Source organism: Streptosporangium sp. NPDC049376 (assembly GCF_044466505.1).
In the GTDB taxonomy this organism is placed as follows: Bacteria; Actinomycetota; Actinomycetes; order Streptosporangiales; family Streptosporangiaceae; genus Streptosporangium.
In genome coordinates, this window is record NZ_JBITMT010000008.1 from 41,959 (window position 1) to 63,156 (window position 21,198).

Consider the following 21,198-nt stretch of genomic DNA (forward strand, 5'->3'; position numbering starts at 1 on the left):
GTGGATGCCCCGTGTTTCAGGGCGGGGAGGAAACGCGGCACGGTCGGGCACTTCGGTCTCCTGGTTTTGTCGGTGGCGTTCGGTAGGTTCGGGGGCGTGTCCCGCTATCGGCTCCGGCCCACGCCTGCTCAGGAGCAGGCGCTGCTGGAGCATTGCGGGCATGCCCGATACGTGTGGAATCTGGCCGTCGAGCAGCACGCCCACTGGAGGCCGGGACGCACGTCCGCGCCGGGTTTCGCCGAACAGTGCCGCCAGCTGACCGAGGCACGCGCCGAGCACGAGTGGCTGCGTGGCGGGTCGATCATCGTTCAGCAGCAGGCGCTGAAGGACTTCGCGCAGGCCATGGCGAAATTCTTCGGCATGACCCACCGTCGGCCGACGTGGCGCAGGCGCGGGCGGAGTGAAGGGTTCCGGATCGTCGCCGTCAAAGCGGGCGATGTGCGCCGCCTGTCGCGCAACGTGGGCGAGGTGAGGGTCCCGAAGGTTGGCTGGGTGCGGTTTGGCTGGTCGCGTGCCGTCCTGGACGGTGTGAAGTCCTACCGGATTACCCGGGACCGAGCGGGCCGCTGGCATGTGGCGTTCGCCGTGATCCCGGAGCCGATCCCTGCGCCGAGCACGGGGGAGGTCGTCGGCGTGGACCGGGGCGTCGCGGTCAGCGCGGCGCTGTCCACGGGCGAGCTGTTGAACGCGCCGACCCCGCGTGAGGCGGAGAAAACCCGGCTTCGGCGTCTCCAGCGGAAACTGGCCCGGGCGAAACGGGGCTCGAACCGGCGTGGCAAGGTTAAGGCTGCGATCGCGAAGCTGAAGGCCCGCGAGACGGACCGCCGCAGGGACTGGGTGGAGAAGACCTCCACCGACCTGGCTCGGCGCTTCGATGTGATCGCTGTCGAAGACCTGAAGATTGCCGGCATGACCCGATCCGCCAGGGGCACGGTTGAGGCGCCCGGCGGGAACGTCCGCCAGAAGGCGGCCCTGAACCGGGGCATTCTGGCGGCAGGTTGGGGCCGGCTGGTGCAACGCCTGGAGCACAAGGCGCCTGGGCGGGTTGTGAAGGTCAACCCCGCGTACACGAGTCAGCGGTGCTCGGTGTGCGGGATCGTGGATCGGACGTCGCGCGAGAGCCAAGCCGTCTTCCGGTGCCGGTCCTGCGGATACGCCGGCAACGCCGATGTGAACGCGGCCGGGAACATTCGCCACGCGGCAGGGCATGCCGTGTCCGCACGGGGAGGCCCACCGTTGGGTGGGCCGGTGAACCGTGAACCTCAACGCGACCTCCTCCTCGTGGGGTAGTTGCCGTTGGAATCCCCCGCCTTCAGGCGGGGGAGGATGTCAAGTGAGTCTCACTCTGGGGTCGATGACGCCGTACAGCACGTCGACGATCAGGTTGATGACGAGGTAGACCGCGCCGATGACCAGGCCGACGCCCATCACGGCGGGCAGGTCGAGGCCGGTCGCGCTCTTGTAGGCGTACTGCCCGACGCCGGGCCAGGCGAAGATCGCCTCGACCAGGACGGTGCCGGACAGCAGGCTGCCGAAGGCCAGGCCCGCGACCGTGATGATCGGCACCAGCGCCGAGCGCAGCACGTAGCGGAACAGGATCACCCGGCCGGGCAGGCCCTTGGCCCGCGCGGCGCGCACGTAGTCCTGACCCATCACCTCCAGCACCGCCGACCTGGTGAAGCGGGTGAGCAGGCCGATCGTGTAGAGGGCGAGCACCAGCGCGGGGGTGGCCAGGTGGCCGATCGCGGAGGAGAACACGTCCCACTGCCCGGCCAGCGCGGCGTCCACCGTGTACAGGCCGGTCACGTGGGGCGGCGCGGTCATGCCGGGGTCGATCCGGCCGCTGCCCGGGGTGATCTGCAGGCGGTAGAAGAAGATGTAGAAGGTCGTCAGCGCCAGCCAGAACGTCGGCACCGAGATGCCGACCAGGCTGAGGACGCGCAGCACGTGGTCGGAGAGCCGGTCACGGCGCAGCGCCGCGATCACGCCGAACGCCACGCCCGCCACGAGGGAGATCAGGATCGCGGTGCCCGCGAGCTCCAGGGTGGCGGGGACGGCCTCGGCCAGGTCGTCGAGCACCGGACGGTGGCTCTGCTGGCTGGTGCCGAGGTCGCCCTGCAGCACGCCCTGCAGGTGCAGCAGGTACTGCTGAGGGAGCGGCTTGTCCAGGCCGTGATCGGCCCGCCACTGCGCCACGATGGCCGGGTCCCCGAGGGCGCGCTGGCCCAGGTTGGCCGCCACCGGGTCGCCGGGGACGAGGTTGGTCAGGACGAAGGTGACCAGCGTGATGCCCACGGCCAGCAGCAGCGCGGTGAGCACCCTGCGGACCAGGAAGCGCACCAGCGGGTTGGGGCCGCCACCCCGGCCCGGGCGGCGCGCGGCCGTACCGGCGCCCCCCGGGCCGGAGGCCACCTTGGCGCCGTCGCGCTCCGGGGTGGCCTCCGGGTCCTTACTTGGCACCGAGGTCGGCGACATCGATGGTCCAGACCGGGTGGAACTTCATGCCGGTGACGGAGGCGGCCGTCACGATGTTCTGGCTCGGCTGGATGAGCGGGATGAACGGGCTTGAGGCGTTCAGCTTCGTCTGGACGTCGACGTAGGCCTGCTTGCGGGCGTCGTCGCCGATCGCGGCCGCGGCCTTGTCACCGGCCGCCTCGATCTCCTTGTCCGCGCCCGCCTTCCAGCCGGCCCGCAGACCGACGGTCTTGCCCGGCAGGAACACCAGGTAGTCGCTGGGGTCGGGGTAGTCCGGACCCCACCACCACAGGCCGAGCTCCTCCTTGCCGTTGCGGTAGTTGTCCAGCGCGGTGGTGACCGGCGAGGGCGCCAGCTCCACGGTGATGCCGACCTCCTTGAGGTTGGCCTGGATGCGCTCGGCGATGCCCTGCAGGGACAGGCCGTTGAGGGTCAGCTCGCTGGGGTACTCCAGCTTGACCTTGGGGTCGGCGACGCCGCTCTCCTTGAGGGCGGCCTTGGCGCCCTCGACGTCGCGCTTGGCGGCCTGGTCGGCGGGGAGCGCGCCCAGGAACATCGAGGGGATGACGCCCGGCGCCTGCACCGAACCCTCACCGGCCAGTTCGAGCAGGCCCGTGTAGTCGATGCCCTTGCGGACGGCCTCGGCGAACTTGGGGTTGGCGGTGATCGCGCTGACCGAGGAGTTCCGGTTGGCCAGCAGGAAGACCACGTTCGCCGACGGCGTCTTGGTGACCTGCAGGGTGCCCGGCAGCCCGTTGACCTGGTCGCCGGACAGGTCGAGCGCGACCTGGCTGTCGCCGCGCGAGACGTTGAGCTTCTGCGTCGCCGACTCGACGTTGCGGATCACGACCTTGTCGTAGACCGGCTTCTTCGGGCCCCAGTACTTGGCGTTGGCCTTGAGCACGACCTGGCTGCTGATGTTCACCGACTCGATCGTGTACGGTCCCGAGCCCAGCGAGGTGGAGTTGAGGTACTGCTCGGCCTTGTCGCCGGGGTCCGCGGTGGCGCCGTGCTCCTTGGCGACCTTGGAGTTGATGATGCCCAGCGCGGGGTTGGGCAGGATGTACGGCAGCGCCGGGTTGGGGTTCTTCGAGGTCAGGGTGACCGTCGTCTCGTCGGTCTTTTCGACCTCGACCCCGTCGAGCAGGAAGGACGGGGTGCCCTTCATGTCGCGCACCCGGTTGAGGGAGAAGACGACGTCGTCCGCGGTGACGGGGGAGCCGTCGGCGAAGGTGGCGCCCTGGTGGAGCTTGAGGGTCAGCTTCTTGCCATCCGCCGACAGCTCGTAGGAGTCGGCGAGGGAGGGCACCGGCTTGGTGACGTCGGAGCCGTCGAAGGTCAGCAGGGTGTCGTAGGCGGCCTTGCCGACGGTCAGGCCGGTCGGCTCGTAGGTGCGCCCCGGGTCGGCCGTCTTGAGGTTGAAGGACGTGTCGACCACGAGCGTCTTGGCGGCGGTGCCGCCGCCTGTCTGCGACGCGGGGGTGGACGAGCCGCCGCTGGAGCAGGCGGCAAGGGCGAGGGCGCCGGTGAGCAGCACCGGCAGCAGCGCCGCCTTCGCCGTGGGGCGCCGGGAACGGATCGCCATTTTTGTGTCCTCCGAAAAGGGGCCGTGGTGGACGTTTGGTGGTCGATCGTCCAGGATGTACAGGCAGAAAGTCCAGGTCATGGCAGTAAACTGAGACAAATCCGACCCGAAGGGTATGATCATGACCGAAACGTCAAGGAACATGTCTCCAGATGGCGGTCAGGCTGGACGGATCGGTATCGGGCTTGACCTCGACGCGACGCACCTGAGAATTCTGGAGGTCCTGCGGGAGAACGGCAGGATCTCCGTGGCCGCCCTGGCCGAGCGCGTCGGCATCTCCAGGGCGAACGCCTACACCCGTTTCGAGGCGCTGCGCGCCGACGGCGCGATCAGGCGTTTCACCGCGGAGATCGACCACGTCCGCGCCGGTCTCGGCATCACGGCGCTGATCTTCGTCACCGTCAGGCAGCAGATGTGGCGCCAGTTCCGCGCCCAGCTCGCCCACATGCCCGAGGTCGAGTACTGCGCGGTCACCACAGGCCAGCACGACGCGATGATCCAGGTCCGCATGACGGACGTGGCCGCCGTGCACACGATGGTGACCGAAAGGCTGGCCAGCATCCCCGCCGTCAAGGCGACCGAAACCGTCTTCATCCTCGACGAGGTCATCAGACGGCCCTACGTCCTGCCGAGCGACCGGGGCCCGGCGTGGTCGACCCGCCGCCCGGCCCCCGATCCGGCGGGCGGCGAGGTCCCCCTGGGCAAGATGCGTTTCGTGGGCGCGGCGGAGGGCCGCGCCCAGCTGCAGCGCGACGTCTGACCCGGTTCTCGGTCGGCCAGAGGTCAGAAGGCGGTCAGGCGACCTCGGCGCACACGCTCACGTGCACCGTGTCGTCCCCGGCGAACTGGAACTCCTCGACCAGGCGCAGCCGCCCGTCGGCGAGCGGCTCGATCCGGCTTCCGCTTTTGCCGCTCGCGCGTTCGCCGTTCTTGAGCAGGTGCACGTAGGTCAGCTCGATCCGGTCGCCGTCCCGGACACCGACGAACCGCCCGGTGACCACGGTGTCGCCGGTGTAGTCGCCCCAGATGAGGCCGTCGGACTCCTGGTAGGTGAACGAGGTCGGCCCGTCCGGGTCAACGGCGCTCGCGGTCGAGCTGACCATGACGAACCTGCGGCCGTCGAGATTGAGAAGATTGTTGTCATCCACGGTCCGCATGGTGCCGTTCCGTCCGCCGTACGCAACCCGGGCTGGACGTTTCTCCCGGCGGAGGAGGAACAGGATGGTGATCCGTCCAGCGGGAGGGGTCCCTCACGTCCCACGCCGAGATCCGGCGGCCGGGTGCTTCGAGCGCCGGAGAGGCCGGGCCGTACGGCCACGCCCCGCGCCGGGATCCGGCGTGACGGCTCAGTCGGTGCTTGAGGCGCCCTCGCGGGAGCTGACACCGACGACGTCGGGCATCTCCCCGAGGGCGGCGGTCAGCTCGGGGATCGACCCCTTGCCCTCCAGGACGAGCGTCACCGCGACGGTCCGCCGCGGGGGCCGCGGCTCGCGGTCACGCCCGTGATCACGACCGCGGTCGTGTCCCGGCTCCGCCGTCTCACCGGGCACCTCACGCTCGACGGAGACCTCGGCCACCACGAAGTCCCGCTGGGTGCACTCCACCAGCACCCGGCGCAGCGCCCCGGTCCCGTCGAGGTAGACGATGCGCAGCTGGATCGGCGCTCGCCGCGAGAGCGGCAACCTGCGGCCCAGCGCGTTAAGGCCGTAGACGGTGAGGAAGTGGCAGGCGGTCACGGCCACGGCGAGCACCGGAAGCCCGCCCCCGCAGGCCATCCCCACCGCCGCGGTGACCCACACGACCGCGGCGGTGGTCAGCCCCCGTACGGCGTCGCGCCGCACGAAGATCAGGCCGCCTCCGATGAACCCGATGCCCGAGACGATCTGCGCGGCCACCCGCGAGGGGTCGAGGGAGACGTGCGCGCCGGGCACGTCGCTGAAGCCGTACTTGCTGACCAGCATGAACAGCGCCGCGCCCAGGCCGACGAGCGTGTGGGTGCGCAGCCCGGCGCTCTTGTTACGGGCCTCGCGCTCCAGCCCGATGGCGAAGGAGAGCACCAGCGCCAGCACGAGCTCGGCGATCTGCGGCAACCCCTGACCGGGCGACAACGTGATCATCTGAGGGTTCTACCCACTTATCGGTGACGGGGTCAGCCACCCTCGCCGTCACCGGGAGAGGCCCCGGTGACGGCCTGTATCTCCCGCTGGATGATCTCCTGGAACGGCGCTCCGTCGTGGTTGCCGAGGACGACGCCGACCCAGCCGGTGTACGGATAGATGTTCCAGCTGGCGAAGCTGCCGGGATTGACACCGGCACGACCGAACACCCACTGACCGCCGACGATCGCGACCGGCATCGAGTAGGCCCCGAAGGCGTCCTTGCCGAGAGGGACCTTGGCCCCGGTGAGGATCTCGGAGTGGGGCCGGTCCAGCAGGGTGCCGTCGCCCAGCGCGTGCGCGAACCGGACAAGATCCGGCGCGGTGGCGAAACCGCCGTCCCCGGGGGCGTCGACGAAGAGGCGGCCCGGGTTCTTGCCCAGCTGGTACGGGTCGGGGCTGCCCTTGTCCAGATTGCGGACGGCGTCCACCACACCGCCGTCGGCCTGCCGCATGTACGAGTGCGCGATGTGCTCGTCGGTGAGCCACTGCGGCCTGGTGAAGAACGCCGTGCCGGTCATGCCGCAGCGCCGGAAGACGTGCTCCTCGACGTGGTCCCAGTACGTCCTGCCGGTCACGGCCTCCACGATCAGCGCGGGGATGGCGACCTCGGCCCCGGCGTGGTCGGTCGGCGTGCCGGGGGGAGCCACCTGCTTCGCGCGCCGGGCCCACTGCTCGTAGAACTCGTGCACCTCCTCCCGGCTCTGGAAGACACGCTGCAGGTCCTCCTCCGGGGAGTTCAGCCCGGAGGTGCCGGAGAGCAGGTGGTGGACGGTCACCCGCTCGGCGATCTCCTTGGGGAAGCCCGTCAGGTAGGTGCCCACCGTGTCCGACAGCTTCACCTTTCCCTGCTGCACCAGCTGCAGGACGGCCACCGCGCCGAACGGCTTGCCCGCCGAGCTGAGGTTGAACGCGACGCCCCTGTGGTTGGGGATCCCCTTCTCCCTGTCGGCCATGCCGTAGCCGCGGGAGAGCACGGTCCGGCCCCGGTGCGACAGCAGTACCACGCCGGAGAACCTGCCTTCGGCGGCCAGTTTCGCCACATACCGGTCGTAGGCCCCGCCGGGCCGGGTGTCCGGCGGGATCACGTCACGGGTCGCCGGGGAAGGGGAGGGGCGGCCGAGGTGGGCGCCGACCAGCGGCGCGCCGGCCGCCAATCCGCCCCACCTGAGCAGCCGTCGCCGGTCGACACCGCGTACGGAGTCCGAATCCATGATCATGAACCTTTCTTGATCGACGAACCGTGGGTTTTCTGACACGCCGGACCCCGGGTTCAGGAAGCCGGCGCGAGCCTGCGGGGGGAGGACACCGTGGCGGAGATCGCGACAGCCCGGTCACCCCAGACGTCGAACGGCTCGTCCGTCCGGTATCCGGGGAACACGCCGGGATGGGGCAGCCGCCGGGGCGGCACGCCTTCGCGGTCCGGGCGGTACTCGAAGTGCCACCACTCGTTGTCGTAGACGCGGTAGAGGTCGTGGCGGGCGCCGTGTTCCTCAAGCCATCGCGCGCCCTCGTGCGGGCGCACGTCCAGCGCGAGGCCCTTGACGTGGCTGGACTCCGCCGGTGGCAGCACGAGCATCCGAGCCAGGGCCGGGGAGCCGGAGCGGCGCACCTCCTCGTCGAACATCCGCTGCTGGACGGCGGGGTCGCGGTACCCCGAGGTGAGGCCGATGAGCTGGCCGTGCCGCCAGAACGCCTCGGTGCGCGCCGCGGTGAACGCCGCCAGGGCGCCGTCGGTGAGCCCGGTCAGATCCTCGGCGGGGAAGCGCATCCGCAGCGCCCAGCGGCAGGCCAGTTCGAGGGCGCGGCCAGGACGGCAGGCGAGCGCCACGGGCAACATGAGTACGGCGAGTACCAGCGTGACCACGGCGAACAGCCGGTCTCGGGGCCGAGAGGGGATGGTGCGTGGTTCATTCATGGCGATTACGATTGGCGCCAAATGTGTGTGCTTTGTCTGCCGTATGTCACCGTTTCTCGACGGTGATCGTCGGCACGACCGTGACACAACCAAGACATCGCGCGGACGGGGCGGTGACAGGGCCGGTCGACAGTGGACGGAGTCGACCGGCGGACAAGGTACGGAGCGTGCGGTGAAACCCGGCAACGTGTCACGAGTGTTGTTGATCGAGGACGATCCGGCCGTGCGGGAGAGCCTTGAGCTGGCCCTGACCCGGCACGGACACCGGGTGCGCGGGGTGGAGTCCGGCGAGCAGGGGCTGGAGTGGCTGCGCGCGGACCTTCCCGACGTCGTCGTGCTCGACCTGATGTTGCCTGGAATGGATGGGTTCGAGGTCTGCCGCCGCATCCGGGCCGCCAGGGAGATACCGATCATCATGCTGACCGCGCGCGGCGACGACATCGACGTGGTGGCCGGGCTTGAGGCGGGCGCCGACGACTACGTGGTCAAGCCGGTGCAGCCCAGGGTGCTTGAGGCGCGCATCCGCGCGGTGCTCCGGCGGGTCGGCCGCGACCAGGCCGAACTTGAGCGGTACGGGGACCTGACCATCGACCGGGCCTCCCTGGTGGTCTCCAAACGAGGCACGCAGGTCGGCCTCACCCCGACCGAGATGCGCCTGCTGCTCGAACTCTCCGGCACACCGGGCCGGGTGCACAGCCGCCAGCAGCTGCTGGAGTCGGTGTGGGAACACGGGTACTTTGGCGACTCACGACTCGTGGACGCGTGCGTGCAGCGGTTGCGCGCGAAGATCGAGGACGACTCGGCGGCGCCCGTCTACGTGCAGACGGTCCGTGGGTTCGGGTACCGGTTCGGCCCGGTGTGACACTCCGGCTGAACCTGGGACTGCGCGCCCGGCTGCTGGCCGCGTTCGCGCTGCTGTGCGTGGTCACCGCGGCCTCGGTCGCCGGAGGGATGTACGTCGTGGCCCGCAACGAGATCCTGGAGCGGACCCAGAACGCCGCGGTCGAGGCGATGAGAGACCGCCTGCAGGCGCTCTTCCCGTTGCGGGACCCGACGCCGGGCCCGGACGAACTCAGCGAGATCGTCAGCGTCGTGGCGGAAAGGAACAGCGACGCGGTCGCCGTCTACCACGGGACACGCTCGCCCGCCGGCCCGGCCCGGCCGTGCCTGCCCTTCGGCCGCCCGTGCAGGCAAGGCCTGGATCTTGGGATGATCCCCGGCGGGCTGCGGCGGGCGGTGGCCGACGGCGTCATCGCGTGGCAACGCGTGGCGTGGGAGGACGGACCCTATCTGATCATCGGCACGCCGTTGCTGATCGTCGAGGAAGATCGGTCGACCCGGGCGTCCGGCATCGAGGTCTACGTCGCGCGCAGCCTGGCCTCCGAACAGCGCGCCATCGACAACCTCGCCGTGCTCGCCTGGTTCATGGGCGGGGTGGCCCTGGCGTTCGCGGTCGTTCTGACGGCGCTGGCCACCCGTGGTGTGCTGCGGCCGGTGCGTGAACTCGGCCGGGCGGCGCGCCTGCTGGGCGAGGGCGAGCTGCGGACCAGGATCGCGGTGCGCGGCTCCGACGAACTGGCCGAGGTGGCACGCACGTTCAACGACACCGCCGCCGAGCTGGAACGACACGTCGAACAGCTCCGTGAGATGGAGGCCGACGCCCGCCGGTTCGTGGCCGACGTCTCCCACGAACTGCGCACCCCGCTGGCCGCGCTCACCGCGGTCGCCGAGGTCCTGGACGAGGAGGCCGCCGAGCTGCCCGAACACGCGGGCAGGGCCGCCAGGCTGGTCAGCCAGGAGACGCTCAACCTCACCGCCCTGGTGAACGACCTCATCGAGATCAGCAGGTTCGACTCCGGCGTCGCGGCCCTCGCGTTGAACGAGGTCGACGTGGCCGAGCTGGTACGCGCGACCCTGCGCACCCGGGGCTGGTTGGAACAGGTGCGCACCGAGTTCCCACCCGGGGTGACGGTACGGCTGGACCCGCGTAGGGCGGACGTCATCCTCGCCAACCTGGTCGGCAACGCCCTGCGGCACGGCGAGCCCCCGGTGTCGGTACGGCTGCGCGCCGACCCGCACTGGATCACCGTCGAGGTCCGCGACCACGGGCCGGGGCTGGACGAGGCGGTGCTGCCGCACGTGTTCGACCGGTTCTACAAGGCCAGCGCCGCCAGGGCCAGATCCGAGGGCAGCGGCCTGGGCCTGGCCATCGCGAGGGAGAACGCGCGCCTGCACCACGGCGACATCACCGTCACCAACGCTCCTGACGGCGGCGCCGTGTTCACCCTGCGCCTGCCACGTGGGGAACAAAACCCGGAAGGAGGTCCCGAATGAGGGCTGCCACACCGGGCGCACGTCCGGGCCGAGGGTCCCGAACGGGGACCGTTACGCCGGGCACCCGCTCGGGACAGGGGTTCCGAGCGAGGGCCGGGATCGCCCGCCGCGCGCTCGCCGCGGGTCTCGTGTCGCTCGTCGCCGTGGCCGGTTGCGGTGTGCGCCCCAGCGACGGCGCCATCGACGCGGGCGAGCCGCCGCGCGGAGTCGTCGCGCCCGGCTGGAAGATCACCCTCTACCTGGTGAGGGACGGCAGGCTCAGCGCGGTGACACGGCCCAGCGACCGGCCGGTGTTCCGGAAGGACACGCTCGCGCTGCTGGCGGCCGGACCCACCGTGATGGAACGGTCGGACGGGCTCACCACCGACGTCCCACCCGGGGCCGCCCCGTTCTCGGTCACCACCAAGCGGGCGGGCCACCTGGTGGTGACCCTGTCCACCCCGGCCGGTGAGCTTTCCCGACTGGCCGTCGAACAGATCGTGTGCACGACCGCCGCCACGCTGCGGGAAAGCCCCGCCCAGATCACGGTCACCGGCGCCAGGAAGAGCATCGACCCCCACGACTGCCCGGCGTGACGCCCGCCTGCTCTGGTGTCCGAGGCCGCACCGGGGATTTTCTTCCCCAAAGGGGCTGGCCCTGAGTTTCGCCATACCGTGGAAAATGATGAATCGCTTTTCATGAGACTGTTGAGGATATCGCTGTGGTGTCCTGAGATGTCGACAGGCCTATTGTGGAAGCTGTCCTTCCTGGCTTCAGGGCCACGCCACGAGTTCGAACCAGACGGATTTGCCGTAGGAGTTGGGGAGCCAGCCCCAGGCGTGGGAGAGCTGCTTGACGACGGTGAGTCCCCTGCCGGAGGCCTCCATGGAGGCCGCGCTCCTGATCTGGGGGACCGCGCTTGAGAAGTCGCAGGCTTCGACCACCATCAGCCTGCCCTCTCTCATGACTGAGACCTGGACGGGACGTGCGGCGGCGTGGACGACGGCATTGGTGACGATCTCCGAGGTGAGGAGTTCGGCGATTTCCGGGATGCCTTCGGCCGCTTTCCAGTCGACGGCGATCTCTCGGACGAACCGGCGGGCGGACGCCACATATCTCGCCTCGCGAGGAATCCACCTCTCGCCCAGTACGGAGAGGGCCAGATCCATTGAGTGGAGGCGTTCGCTCGGTGCCACGCTCGTTTCGAGAATCTCTTCCATGGGGTTTCTCTTCCGCTCTCGGTTTTGTATGTTCAGGATGCCGAGCGGTGACTACGCTTGGTGATGAAGCGATTACCAATGTTGAGTTCTGGGATTCAAGGCGCCGTCATTGAATTCCGGCAAGGGGGGCATCGTGGTCAACCTCTACACGCCTCAGGCGATATGGGGCAGGGAGCTGCGTCACTACCGGAAGGCCGCGAATCTCACCCAGGGGCAGCTCGCCGAGCGGATCCACTTCAAGCGAGTCCCTGATCAGCGGGGTCGAGACAGGCCAGCTCCCGGCCAGTCCGGACTTCGCCGAGACGTGCGACAGGGCCCTCGACACGGGCGGAGCCCTCCACCGCCTCCTCGACTGGAGGAAGGGCCAGGTTTTCCCCTCCTGGTTCGGGAAGTGGCGCGACAAGGAGCAGGAAGCGATCACGCTACGTGCCTATGAGCCGCTCGTTTTCCCTGGACTGCTTCAAACGGAGGGCTACGCCCGTGTGCTGCTGCACGGTAACGAGGCGGCTGTGGGAGCTCGTTTGGAGCGCCAGGCCATCCTCGTTCGTGAGGATCCTCGGCCTCCGGTCTTCCGGTGCGTCATCGACGAGGCGATTCTCTACCGTCCAATAGGCGGTTCCGAGGTGATGAGGGCGCAGTTGGAGCACCTCATCTCGGTAGTTACCCCCCCGGTTGAGCGTTCAACTGGTTCCGCAGGGGATGCACTCAGGCCTGATGGGAGGGTTCGCGATCGCGACACTAGAGGGAGGAAAGGACGTACTGTATGCCGAGACAGCCGTGCGGGGAATCACCACAAGCGACGAGGAATACGTTGCCGTGGCCGTGGAGCGTTTCGAGGCCATTCGGAGCGAGGCGTTGCCGATAAGTATGTCCATCGATCTCATCCAGAAGGCGGTAGAGGAAAAATGGACTTGAGTGACACCAGGTGGATCAAGTCGAGTCTCTCTGGTGACAACGGCGGGAACTGTGTTGAGGTCGCTGCGTTGAAGGGTGCCGGGCACGCTGATCTGGTCGCTGTGCGTGACTCGAAGGACCCTGAGGGCCCGAAGTTGTTCTTCACTCCTGCTGAGTGGGACGCCTTCCTCAACGGTGTGAAGGCCGGGGAATTCGACTCGTCCCTCGGCGACTGAGAAACCCGAGGTCACTCTTCCGCCCCGGCTCCGCGGCGAACCGCAGGGGCTGGGGCGGGAAACTGGACCAACATCCCGGGCGGAGCCGCACTGTCATCGACGTCTCGTCGAAGGTCACGAAGCCTGACCAGCGGGGTGAAACCCTACGCTCCGTTACGTCCGCCTGTACGGCAGTGCCGGACTAAGATCACTTTCCGTGCTTTCGGATGGTTTCTGGCGTATCACCAGGATTGGGTTAGTAAGCCTGTCCCTTGTGGCGGCGGTCGTGGGCCTGGTGCTCGGCGACGCCTGGCTCTGGGCGGCCGTCGAATGGACGTCGCCGGTCTACGCGAGGTTCTACGTGGACGGCGAGTTCGGCACCGCGACAGTCGTGGCGCTGCTCGTGGCCGCCCTGGTGAAGGCCGCGCTCCTGTGGCTGATCCTGCGTACCCCCGCGCCGGGGCCACTGGACCGCCGGACGAGGGTGTTGCGCCGACTGCTGTATCTGGCGGTGGCGTACTCCCTCGTGTTGTGGATTCCGATCGGGATGTTCCCCGACGCGGTCGATGTGGCGTTCCAGCTCGTACTGTGGACCGCGATCGACGTTCTCTACCTGCTCGTCATCCGCTGGCGATCCCGCATGCTGCGCGTGGTGGCCGCAGTGATATTCGCGGTCGAGCTGGCCGGGATCGCCGACGAACTCCTCGACGAACTCGACCTCCCGGAGATCGGGTCGGGCTACGTTTTCGGATTCGGCATGATGCTGGGCGGAGTGGCGGCGACCGTCATCACGATCGTCGGACAGCGGCGCGACGGCCGGTGGAGCCGCGGTACGCAGATCGCGGGGTGGTTGTCGGTCGGTGACTACGCGCTGATGATCGCGATCAGTGTTCTCTTCCGATGGGACTTCTACGCCAATCCGGTGGCACCGGTTGTAACGGACGTGCTGGAGCTCGTCAGCACCGTGTGGATCGCAGCGACCGCTCGTGAACTGTCCGTTGGGGGCCGGCCGGTGGGCCTTCCGCCCGCGCGGCAGCGAGCGGTCCGCATCGTGGTGGCGGCCATGGTCGTACTGCCGATCATCCTGCTGATCCACCCGGAGCAGACCCCGCATCTCACCTACACCGGCGGGTCGATGGATTGTTATGACCGGCCCAGCTTCGGAGACCTGAAACCCACCGAACGCGACGCCGTGTTCCTGTGCCGGGCACGGATCACAGCGGACGGAATGCCACCCCTATTCCCGGACAGCCTGTCGGACCAGGGAATCCTCGGGTACGGGCGGGCCCTGTGCCGTACGAAGGATCGCGACGAGCAGAAGGCGATCCTGACGCGGGCCGGGAGCGAGCGGCCCGCCTGGGGCGCGGACCCGTGGGACCTCGTCTACATCTGCCCGGAGATCATCGGCGCGACCAATCCCGAGCTGCTGCAGTCGACCAAGGAGACGGAGGATGCGGGCGCCGCCTACGTGGCCGAGGAGAACGCGAAGTGCCGCGACCCGTGGCCCCGGACGAAGGGCGTCGTCCAGGCCACGGCCAAATACTTCCTGTTCGCCGACGGCGACCACGGCTACCTGGTCCACGACCCGAAGGTCGAAGAGGTCGAGAAGGCGGCGGAACAGGCGACGGACAGGCTCTACGACGACAACACTCTCGTCGGGGCGTTCGACAGCGCGGTGCTTGTCGGACACCTCGAAGACGTCATCGATCTGTGCCTCACGGTGAAGGCCTTCCGTACCGCACCACCACAGCGGATAGCCGGATGGGACCAGGTCACCGAGGTACCGGTCGTCAGCCGCAGCGGCCATCTCACCGTGCCGGAGGCGGACGGGGGAGAGGTGGGCGCGGGCGCCCCGATGCCGAACCTGGCGATCGCGGGGAAGGGCCACTACCGGCTCCGGGCCTACATCCGGATGGGCAAAACGGGAGAGGAACACCTGGTCACCGTGTTCCCGGGCACGTCAAGGAAGAAGCTCAAACTGAAGCCGTGAACGGTGGCTGGGCGCGCACTCCTATCCAGCAGGCCCTGCTCGTGCTGGTCCGACTGCGCAAAGGTGAGACGTTCGCGGAGGTCGCCGCCGGATCGAGGATCGGTGTGGGGTGCCACCTGGCGCCCTGCTCGCGCAACGCTCACCCATCCTGGGGCGGGTACTGGGAACAACTAATCGCGCCGGATAAGCGTTCATCGTCCTCGACGGTATCTTTGCCTTGCTGCTGCCCGCTGCACGCAGGTCGGCCCGTCAAGGTAAGCCTCGTTCTTCAGGCCCGCGAAGCGGGATGAAAAGCTCAATGTGCACTCATGATGGACGAATAAAATTTCGACCATTGATTACTCTGGATGCCTGCTGAAAATGAAGGATATCTTCATTTCGTCTAAATGGGGTGCGTAATGCAAGATGTACTTGAGTTGGATGGATTCAATTGGAAGACTCTCCGGCATGAGCAAGGAAGTGTGGACGATCTCCCGATGGTATTCGGAGAGTTTTTTCGGCCTCCAACACCAAGGAGGCGGCTGGTGCGGTCTTTTCTCTGGCGGATAGACTCTGTTATGTGGGGCGGGAGATTTTTGAAGCCACCGCTCCCGCCGTGAAAGTCATGTGGCGAATCGCCGCCGACGAAAATTTTGAATGGCGGTATTTCGCGATACAGTTCATAGACGCCGTTGCCTCTGTCGATGGCCTATTCCATCGGAGATTTGAGGGGAGCGAGTACATCGACTCCTGCCGGAAGGCCGTTGAGGACGGGCTTCATATCCCCTGGTCTCTCATCAACGACCCAAGTGTCGATCTCAGGGGGTCAAGTATGGAGATTCTGGGTGATGCCGCGCCTTCCGATGTCATCGTGCCCGTTCTTCTGAAGAGCCTAAGCGAAGAGGGCGATCCGGTGCTGCGTGCCGACATCTCTGCGGCGTTGGTTTCTTCTTTAATGAGGGCCGAAGGAGAGGGCGGCGCAGAGGAAGCGAGGAGGTTCGCGGAAAATTTTCTGTCGGAGGGCGACTCGTTGGTTCGATTCAGGGTTGCTCAACTTCTCGCCGTAACCCGTCCGCCCTGGATCTCTAGATCGGATTTGGATTCGGTGATCCACTCCGCGCATCCTGAATTGATGGCGAACGGTCTATATAGGAGTGAATACGCCTGAAATGGCTTTTTTGCTCGTTGGGTGCTTTCGTCCTCAGGCGACCTGCGTGACTCCATGGGTTTGGATGAAGGTGACGATTTTGCAGGGGCGGCCGATCTTTCTGGGACTGCGGCGTAGCTTGCGGAGGATTTTCCTGCTCTTCAGAGTTCGGTGACATAGCGAGTCTTTTTCGACCTGAAGTAGCGGGTCATGGGTGCGGTGCGGCGTGTGACGTCTGATCGGCAAAGGAAGAAGCCCATGGTAGAAGGGTTGACGACCAAGATCAACCTATGCACCAGAGACTCTGGGTTGTTGTTCTATCGTGCTGTGCTGTCGTTGTCACATCAGACGCTGTCCTACCTGTCCGGCCTCATTCACCACCGCCACACGATCGGCTCGCTGTGGCGCCGTCTCGGCCCTGGACGCCAAGCCCCGCTCGTCCTTGTTCACCTACGCAAAGGAGAGACACTCGCCGAGGTCGCGGCCGGTTTCGGCGTGGGAGTGAGCACCGCCTGGCGCTACATTCGCGAGGCGATCACCCTTGCCGACGAGGGCTATACAGGTGCCGGTGAGCACGTCCGCGTGCCGTACAAGGGCAGGAACAAGTCCGCCTCTCAGAAGGGTGCCAATTCCGCCCACGCCCGACTTCGCGGTCCCGGTGAGAGAGCGAATGCGCAGTTGAAGGCCTGGCGCATCCTGCGCAGGCTACGCTGCTGCCCTCTTCGCGCAGGTCAACTCGTCAAAGCGATCCTCACGCTTCAACTCCGTGAAGTGGGATGAAAAAGGCTCAGCCTTATGAGAGTTCGAGCGTCGGCACGTCGTTTCCCTAAGGGAAGGTGGTCGGTCGCCGCCCCGCCGTACATGAGTTAAGGGGGTGCCTAAAAGATCTCTGGGGACGTCCGTACAAGTCGGGACAGTGGGGTGATGGCTCTATACACTCCGGGTACGGCTGGCCTCGGGGCGAGGAGGGCGCTTTGCGAGAGAAGTCCCCGAAAGAGGATGAATCCGGGGTAAAGGGGATCGCGGAGCGGCGGGATTTCGCCCGGGAACTGTCTCTCCTGCGGGAGAGAGCGGGGCACACGGTCAGGGAGGTGGCCCGCGCGACCGGGATTCCGGACAGTACCGTCGGCGGGTATTTCTCCGGGGCGCACCTGCCCTCAAGGAAAACACTCGTCGACGTTCTCGGCGCCTGCGGCGTCCGTGACCCGGACACGCTCGATGAATGGGTTCAGGCGCTGCTGCGGATACGCCGGAGCCCGGGGCGACGATCTTCAAGTGCTCCGGTGCCCTACCGGGGGCTGGCGAGCTTCCAGCCCGAGGAGGCCGACTGGTTCCACGGCAGGGACGGGCTCGTCCGGCTGCTGCGGGAACGCGTGGCCGTACTCGCCGGGGACAGCGGTGGCGTGCTCGCGGTGGTCGGGGCCTCGGGGTCGGGCAAGTCGTCACTCCTGAGAGCGGGACTGATCCCGGCACTGACCCGCGACGGGTACGGGCAGGTCACGGTGCCGCCCAACGATGGAGGCGGGCAGGCCACGGCGCCGGCCCGCGACGTGGACGGACAGGTCATAGCGCTGCCCAACGACGGGCATGGAGTGGACGCGCTGCGGCCCGGTGACGCGGACGGGCCGGTCGCGCCGCCGGCCCGCGACGGGAGCGGGCGGGCCACTCCGGTGACCCGTGACGGGTACGGGCACGTCACGTTGCTGACTCCCGGGGAACGGCCGATGGAGCGATTACCCGAGGAATGGGGGGAGACCGGCGGCCACGTCCTTGTGGTCGACCAGTTCGAGGAGGTCTTCACCGAGTGCCGGGACGAGGGGGAGCGGCAGAGGTTCGTCGCCGTGCTCACCGGCGGCGCCGGGCCGGACGCCCGGCCGCCCGGGGGAGGCGTGGTGGTGTTCGCGCTGCGCGCGGACTTCTACCCCCAGGCGCTACGGCACCCGGCGCTGGCCCGGATCCTGCAAGACTCCCAGGTCCTGGTCGGGCCGATGAACCGTGACGAGGTGCGCGAGGCGATCGTCAAGCCCGCGCGACAGGCCAGGGGCGACGTCGAGGACGGCCTGGTCGAACTGGTCCTGCGCGACCTGTCGCCCGCCGCGGACCCGGGCGCCACGGGTGTCGAGGCGCACGATGTGGGCGCCCTTCCGCTGCTGTCGCACGCGCTGCTCACCGTCTGGCGGGACGGCGGACGCCGGAGGCTGACCGTCGCCGGATACCAGGCGAGTGGAGGCATTCACGGGGCCGTCGCGCAGTCGGCGGAGGAGGCCTACGAGGCACTCGACGAGACCGGCCGCGCGCTGGCCGGACGGCTGTTCCTGCGGCTGGTACGCGTCCCGGGGGAGACGTCAGGGGAGACAGCGGGGAGCATCCCGGGCACCCGGCGCCCGCTGCCCTGGCGTGACCTGCGGGAACACGAGCACGCCGAGCAGCTGGAGCGGATCGTGGGTGCGTTCGTCGCCCTCAGGCTGCTCACCGCGGGCGCGGAGACCGTCGAGATCACCCATGAGGCGCTGCTGTGGTGCTGGCCCAGGCTACGCGGCTGGATCGACGCCGACCGGGCCTGGCTGCTGACCGCGCAACAGCTGGAGGAGGCCGCCGACCTGTGGGAACGGGAGAACCGGGACCCGGCCGCCCTCTACCGGGGGACGCGGCTTTCCGCGGCCAGGGCCTGGCTGGAGAGCGCCTCCCACCACCCGGTCAGCCCGCGCGTGCGCGACTTCGTCACCGCGAGCGGGCGGCGCGAACGCGGACGCGTCCGCAGGCTCTACCAGCTCATCGCGTTGCTGAGCGTGCTCGTCCTGGTCACCGCGGGCACCTCTGTCGCGGCGGTGCGCGCCTCCGACACCGTCGGACGCCAGCGTGACGAGGCGCTGTCGGGCAAGGTCGCCAACGAGGCCGACGCGCTGCGCGCCGCGAATCCGGCCCTGGCCGCCCAGCTCGCCCTGGCCGCCTACCGTCTCGCGCCGACCAGGGAGGCGCGCGGCAGCCTGCTCAGTTCCTTCGCCAACCCTTACGCGGCCCTCGTGTCCGGCCACACCAACGCCGTCTACGCCGTACGGCTGAGCCCAGGCGGGCACACCCTGGCCAGCGCGAGCATGGACGGCACCGTCCGCCTGTGGGATCTGACCGATCCGCACCGGCCCACCCCGCTTGCCGTGCTCACCGGGCACACCAAGGGCGTCACCAGCGCCGTCTTCAGCGCCGACGGTCACCTGTTGGCCACCGGGAGCGACGACGGCACCGCCCGCCTGTGGGACGTGGCCGATCCGCGCCGTCCCCGTGCCCTCGCCACTCTGACCGGCCACACCGGCGTCGTCAGGGCCCTGGCCCTCAGCCCCGACGGTCGCACCCTGGCCACCGCGAGCTATGACCGTACGGCACGGCTGTGGGACGTCGCCGACCCGGCGCACCCCGCCTCGCTGGCCGTGCTGCGCGGTCCCCGCGATGGGCTGTCCTCGACGGCCTTCAGCCCGGACGGCCGTTTCCTCGTGGTCGCGGGAGCCGAGCCGGTCGTGCGCCTGTGGCGGGTCACGGATCCGCACCACCCCGTACGATTGCCCGACCTGCGCGGCAACGGAGCCCGCGTGCTGTGCGTCGCCTTCTCTCCGGACGGGCGCCTGCTGATGACCGGGGGGTTCGACAACACCGCCTACCTGTGGGACGCCACCGACCTTGAGCACCCCAGGCGACTTGCCGCCCTTGAGGGGCACACCGGCGGGATCGTCGGCGCTGTGTTCAGCGCGGACGGCCGCACCCTGGTCACCAGCGGCTACGACCGCACGATCCGGATGTGGGAGGTGGGCGATCCGCGCCGGGCCGGTGCCCCCGTCGTGCTGGAGGGCCACTCGGGCACCGTCTACTCGGTCGACCTCGCCGCGGACGGGGCGGTCCTGGTCAGCGGCGGCTTTGACGAGACGGTCCGGGTGTGGGACCTGCGCAGGCCGGTCCTCGGCGGCCACGAGGGCGAGGTCAGCGCGGTGGCCTTCAGCCCGGACGGCCGGACTCTGGCCACCGGGACCTACCGGTCGGTCCGGCTGTGGGACGTCTCGGATCCGTACGGGGTCCGGCCGCTGGTCACCCTGACCGGCCACACCGACAACGTCGGGGCGCTCTCCTTCAGCCCGGACGGGCGCACCCTGGCCACCGGCGGCCTGGACGGCACGGTCCGGCTGTGGGACGTCGTCGTTCCGGCCACCTTCCGTGCCGCCTCGGCCGTTCCCCGCGTGACCCCGGTAGCCCCCCGGGCCGTCCTGACCCCAGGGCTGGGTAACGTCTTCGCCGTCGCCTTCGATCCCGGCGGCGGGCGGCTGGGCGCGGCGGGGGAGAACGGAGTGGTCGTTCTCTGGGACACCGCCGACCTCGGCCGCGCGCCGGTCACGCTGACCGGTCACACCTCCGGCGTCTACGCGCTGGCCTTCGATCCGGCGGGCCGCCTCCTGGCGACCGGGGGCGCCGACCACACCGTGCGGCTGTGGGACCTCACCGGCACACGCCCCCCGGTCACGCTGACCGGCCACACCAACACCGTCAACGCGGTGGCCTTCAGTCCCGACGGGCGTACCCTGGCCACCGCCGGAGCCGACCGCGCCGTACGCCTGTGGAGCACGGGCACGCAGGCCGGGGGCCCGGCGACGGTCATCAGCGGCCATGGCGACGCGGTGAACGCGGTGGACTTCAGCCCGGACGGGCACACCCTGGCCACCGCGGGGGCCGACCGCGCCGTCCTGCTGTGGGACCTGACCACCCCCGGCGGCCCGGCGCCGGTCGCCACCCTGACCGGCCATCTCGGCGCGGTCTACACCCTGGCCTTCGACCGGCGCACCGGCCTGCTGGCCACGGGCGGGCAGGACGCCACGGCCCGGCTGTGGACCGTCGACCCCGCGCCGGCCGCCCGGCGGCTGTGCGCGCTGTCACCCCCGCCGATCACCCGGGCCGAGTGGGAACAACACCTGCCGGGCATCCCGCCACGGGGGCCGTGCCCCTAGATGCGTGCCGTCCCGGCAGGTCGGTGACGCGGCCGATCTCAGTGGTCCGATGCGATGTCGCGCCGCAGGCCACGGGACCCGCTGTCACACAGTGTGCGGGGTCTGCGAGAGGCGGTGGGGCGGCTGGACCGGCGGGATACGCCCGCAGGCCTGTAGGTCGTGACGCCTTTCGGGGCACGACGCTGACGTTTCCTGGCTCGCGTGGAGGAGATCACCGAGCCGCCTTCGTCAGGATGAGGACAGTTATGAATGATCGCCGTTTTGTGATTCCGGCCGTTCGTCATCGTCCGTTGAAACGATGCCCAAATTCTGCGACGTCCG

Annotated in this window: 18 protein-coding genes and 1 pseudogene; 12 read left to right on the forward strand and 7 right to left on the reverse strand. The window is 68.8% G+C overall.

Features of this window, described 5'->3' with window-relative positions; genetic code table 11:
• Positions 1-96: 96 nt before the first annotated feature.
• Complete coding sequence (locus ACIBVQ_RS21185) at positions 97-1,290, forward strand: RNA-guided endonuclease InsQ/TnpB family protein (RefSeq protein WP_399179337.1); 1,194 nt, start codon at positions 97-99, stop codon at positions 1,288-1,290.
• Between the two features lie 39 nt (positions 1,291-1,329).
• Here the strand turns inward: ACIBVQ_RS21185 and ACIBVQ_RS21190 are convergent, their stop codons facing one another.
• On the reverse strand, positions 1,330-2,475 hold the full coding sequence (locus tag ACIBVQ_RS21190; RefSeq protein ID WP_352011768.1) for an ABC transporter permease: 1,146 nt from the start codon (positions 2,473-2,475) through the stop codon (positions 1,330-1,332).
• A complete protein-coding gene (locus ACIBVQ_RS21195; protein WP_399179339.1) occupies positions 2,450-4,060 on the reverse strand; it encodes an ABC transporter substrate-binding protein in 1,611 nt (536 codons plus the stop codon). The genes ACIBVQ_RS21190 and ACIBVQ_RS21195 overlap by 26 nt, the downstream gene beginning before the upstream one ends.
• 121 nt (positions 4,061-4,181) lie before the next feature.
• Here ACIBVQ_RS21195 and ACIBVQ_RS21200 point away from each other — a divergent pair, with 121 nt between their 5' ends.
• Complete coding sequence (locus ACIBVQ_RS21200; protein ID WP_352011770.1) at positions 4,182-4,820, forward strand: Lrp/AsnC family transcriptional regulator; 639 nt, start codon at positions 4,182-4,184, stop codon at positions 4,818-4,820.
• Between the two features lie 34 nt (positions 4,821-4,854).
• On the opposite strand, the gene ACIBVQ_RS21205 is transcribed toward ACIBVQ_RS21200, so the two are convergent.
• The 4 genes from ACIBVQ_RS21205 to vanY-N all read right to left on the reverse strand — a co-directional run bounded on the left by ACIBVQ_RS21205 (position 4,855) and on the right by vanY-N (position 8,134).
• Complete coding sequence (locus tag ACIBVQ_RS21205; RefSeq protein WP_352011771.1) at positions 4,855-5,208, reverse strand: hypothetical protein; 354 nt, start codon at positions 5,206-5,208, stop codon at positions 4,855-4,857.
• Between the two features lie 198 nt (positions 5,209-5,406).
• Positions 5,407-6,177, reverse strand: a complete 771-nt coding sequence (locus ACIBVQ_RS21210) for an MgtC/SapB family protein (protein ID WP_362776336.1) — start codon at positions 6,175-6,177, stop codon at positions 5,407-5,409.
• A 32-nt stretch (positions 6,178-6,209) separates the two neighbouring features.
• Positions 6,210-7,430, reverse strand: a complete 1,221-nt coding sequence (locus tag ACIBVQ_RS21215) for a serine hydrolase domain-containing protein (RefSeq protein WP_399179342.1) — start codon at positions 7,428-7,430, stop codon at positions 6,210-6,212.
• A 59-nt stretch (positions 7,431-7,489) separates the two neighbouring features.
• Entirely contained in the window at positions 7,490-8,134 is a 645-nt protein-coding gene (gene vanY-N / locus ACIBVQ_RS21220; RefSeq protein WP_399179344.1) for a D,D-peptidase/D,D-carboxypeptidase VanY-N, read from the reverse strand.
• A 187-nt stretch (positions 8,135-8,321) separates the two neighbouring features.
• Here vanY-N and ACIBVQ_RS21225 point away from each other — a divergent pair, with 187 nt between their 5' ends.
• The 3 genes from ACIBVQ_RS21225 (at position 8,322) to ACIBVQ_RS21235 (ending at position 11,043) form a co-directional block, all read left to right on the forward strand.
• A complete protein-coding gene (locus ACIBVQ_RS21225; RefSeq protein WP_352012080.1) occupies positions 8,322-8,996 on the forward strand; it encodes a response regulator transcription factor in 675 nt (224 codons plus the stop codon).
• Positions 8,993-10,468 carry an ATP-binding protein gene (locus ACIBVQ_RS21230; RefSeq protein ID WP_399179346.1) on the forward strand — a complete coding sequence of 492 codons (1,476 nt, stop codon included), beginning with the start codon at positions 8,993-8,995 and terminating at the stop codon, positions 10,466-10,468. The genes ACIBVQ_RS21225 and ACIBVQ_RS21230 overlap by 4 nt, the downstream gene beginning before the upstream one ends.
• 128 nt (positions 10,469-10,596) lie before the next feature.
• Positions 10,597-11,043 (forward strand): GerMN domain-containing protein, encoded by a 447-nt coding sequence (locus ACIBVQ_RS21235; RefSeq protein ID WP_399179348.1) that lies wholly within the window; start codon positions 10,597-10,599, stop codon positions 11,041-11,043.
• 177 nt (positions 11,044-11,220) lie between these two features.
• Here the strand turns inward: ACIBVQ_RS21235 and ACIBVQ_RS21240 are convergent, their stop codons facing one another.
• Positions 11,221-11,667: an ATP-binding protein gene (locus ACIBVQ_RS21240; RefSeq protein ID WP_399179350.1), complete on the reverse strand. Its 447-nt coding sequence runs from the start codon at positions 11,665-11,667 to the stop codon at positions 11,221-11,223.
• 455 nt (positions 11,668-12,122) lie between these two features.
• Here ACIBVQ_RS21240 and ACIBVQ_RS21245 point away from each other — a divergent pair.
• From ACIBVQ_RS21245 to ACIBVQ_RS21275, 7 genes and pseudogenes are all read left to right on the forward strand, one after another.
• Positions 12,123-12,272, forward strand: a pseudogene (locus ACIBVQ_RS21245) (Scr1 family TA system antitoxin-like transcriptional regulator); the annotation flags it as partial.
• 109 nt (positions 12,273-12,381) lie between these two features.
• Positions 12,382-12,582: a Scr1 family TA system antitoxin-like transcriptional regulator gene (locus ACIBVQ_RS21250; RefSeq protein WP_399179352.1), complete on the forward strand. Its 201-nt coding sequence runs from the start codon at positions 12,382-12,384 to the stop codon at positions 12,580-12,582.
• Positions 12,573-12,797 carry a DUF397 domain-containing protein gene (locus ACIBVQ_RS21255; RefSeq protein WP_386194536.1) on the forward strand — a complete coding sequence of 75 codons (225 nt, stop codon included), beginning with the start codon at positions 12,573-12,575 and terminating at the stop codon, positions 12,795-12,797. Before ACIBVQ_RS21250 ends, ACIBVQ_RS21255 begins: the two co-directional genes overlap by 10 nt.
• Positions 12,798-13,050: 253 nt before the next feature.
• Positions 13,051-14,766, forward strand: coding sequence for a hypothetical protein (locus tag ACIBVQ_RS21260; protein ID WP_399179354.1), 1,716 nt, complete (start codon positions 13,051-13,053; stop codon positions 14,764-14,766).
• 559 nt (positions 14,767-15,325) lie between these two features.
• A complete protein-coding gene (locus tag ACIBVQ_RS21265; RefSeq protein ID WP_399179356.1) occupies positions 15,326-15,913 on the forward strand; it encodes a hypothetical protein in 588 nt (195 codons plus the stop codon).
• 288 nt (positions 15,914-16,201) lie between these two features.
• Positions 16,202-16,672: a transposase family protein gene (locus ACIBVQ_RS21270; protein ID WP_399179676.1), complete on the forward strand. Its 471-nt coding sequence runs from the start codon at positions 16,202-16,204 to the stop codon at positions 16,670-16,672.
• 56 nt (positions 16,673-16,728) lie between these two features.
• Positions 16,729-20,877 carry a helix-turn-helix domain-containing protein gene (locus tag ACIBVQ_RS21275; protein ID WP_399179358.1) on the forward strand — a complete coding sequence of 1,383 codons (4,149 nt, stop codon included), beginning with the start codon at positions 16,729-16,731 and terminating at the stop codon, positions 20,875-20,877.
• Positions 20,878-21,198: the final 321 nt, after the last annotated feature.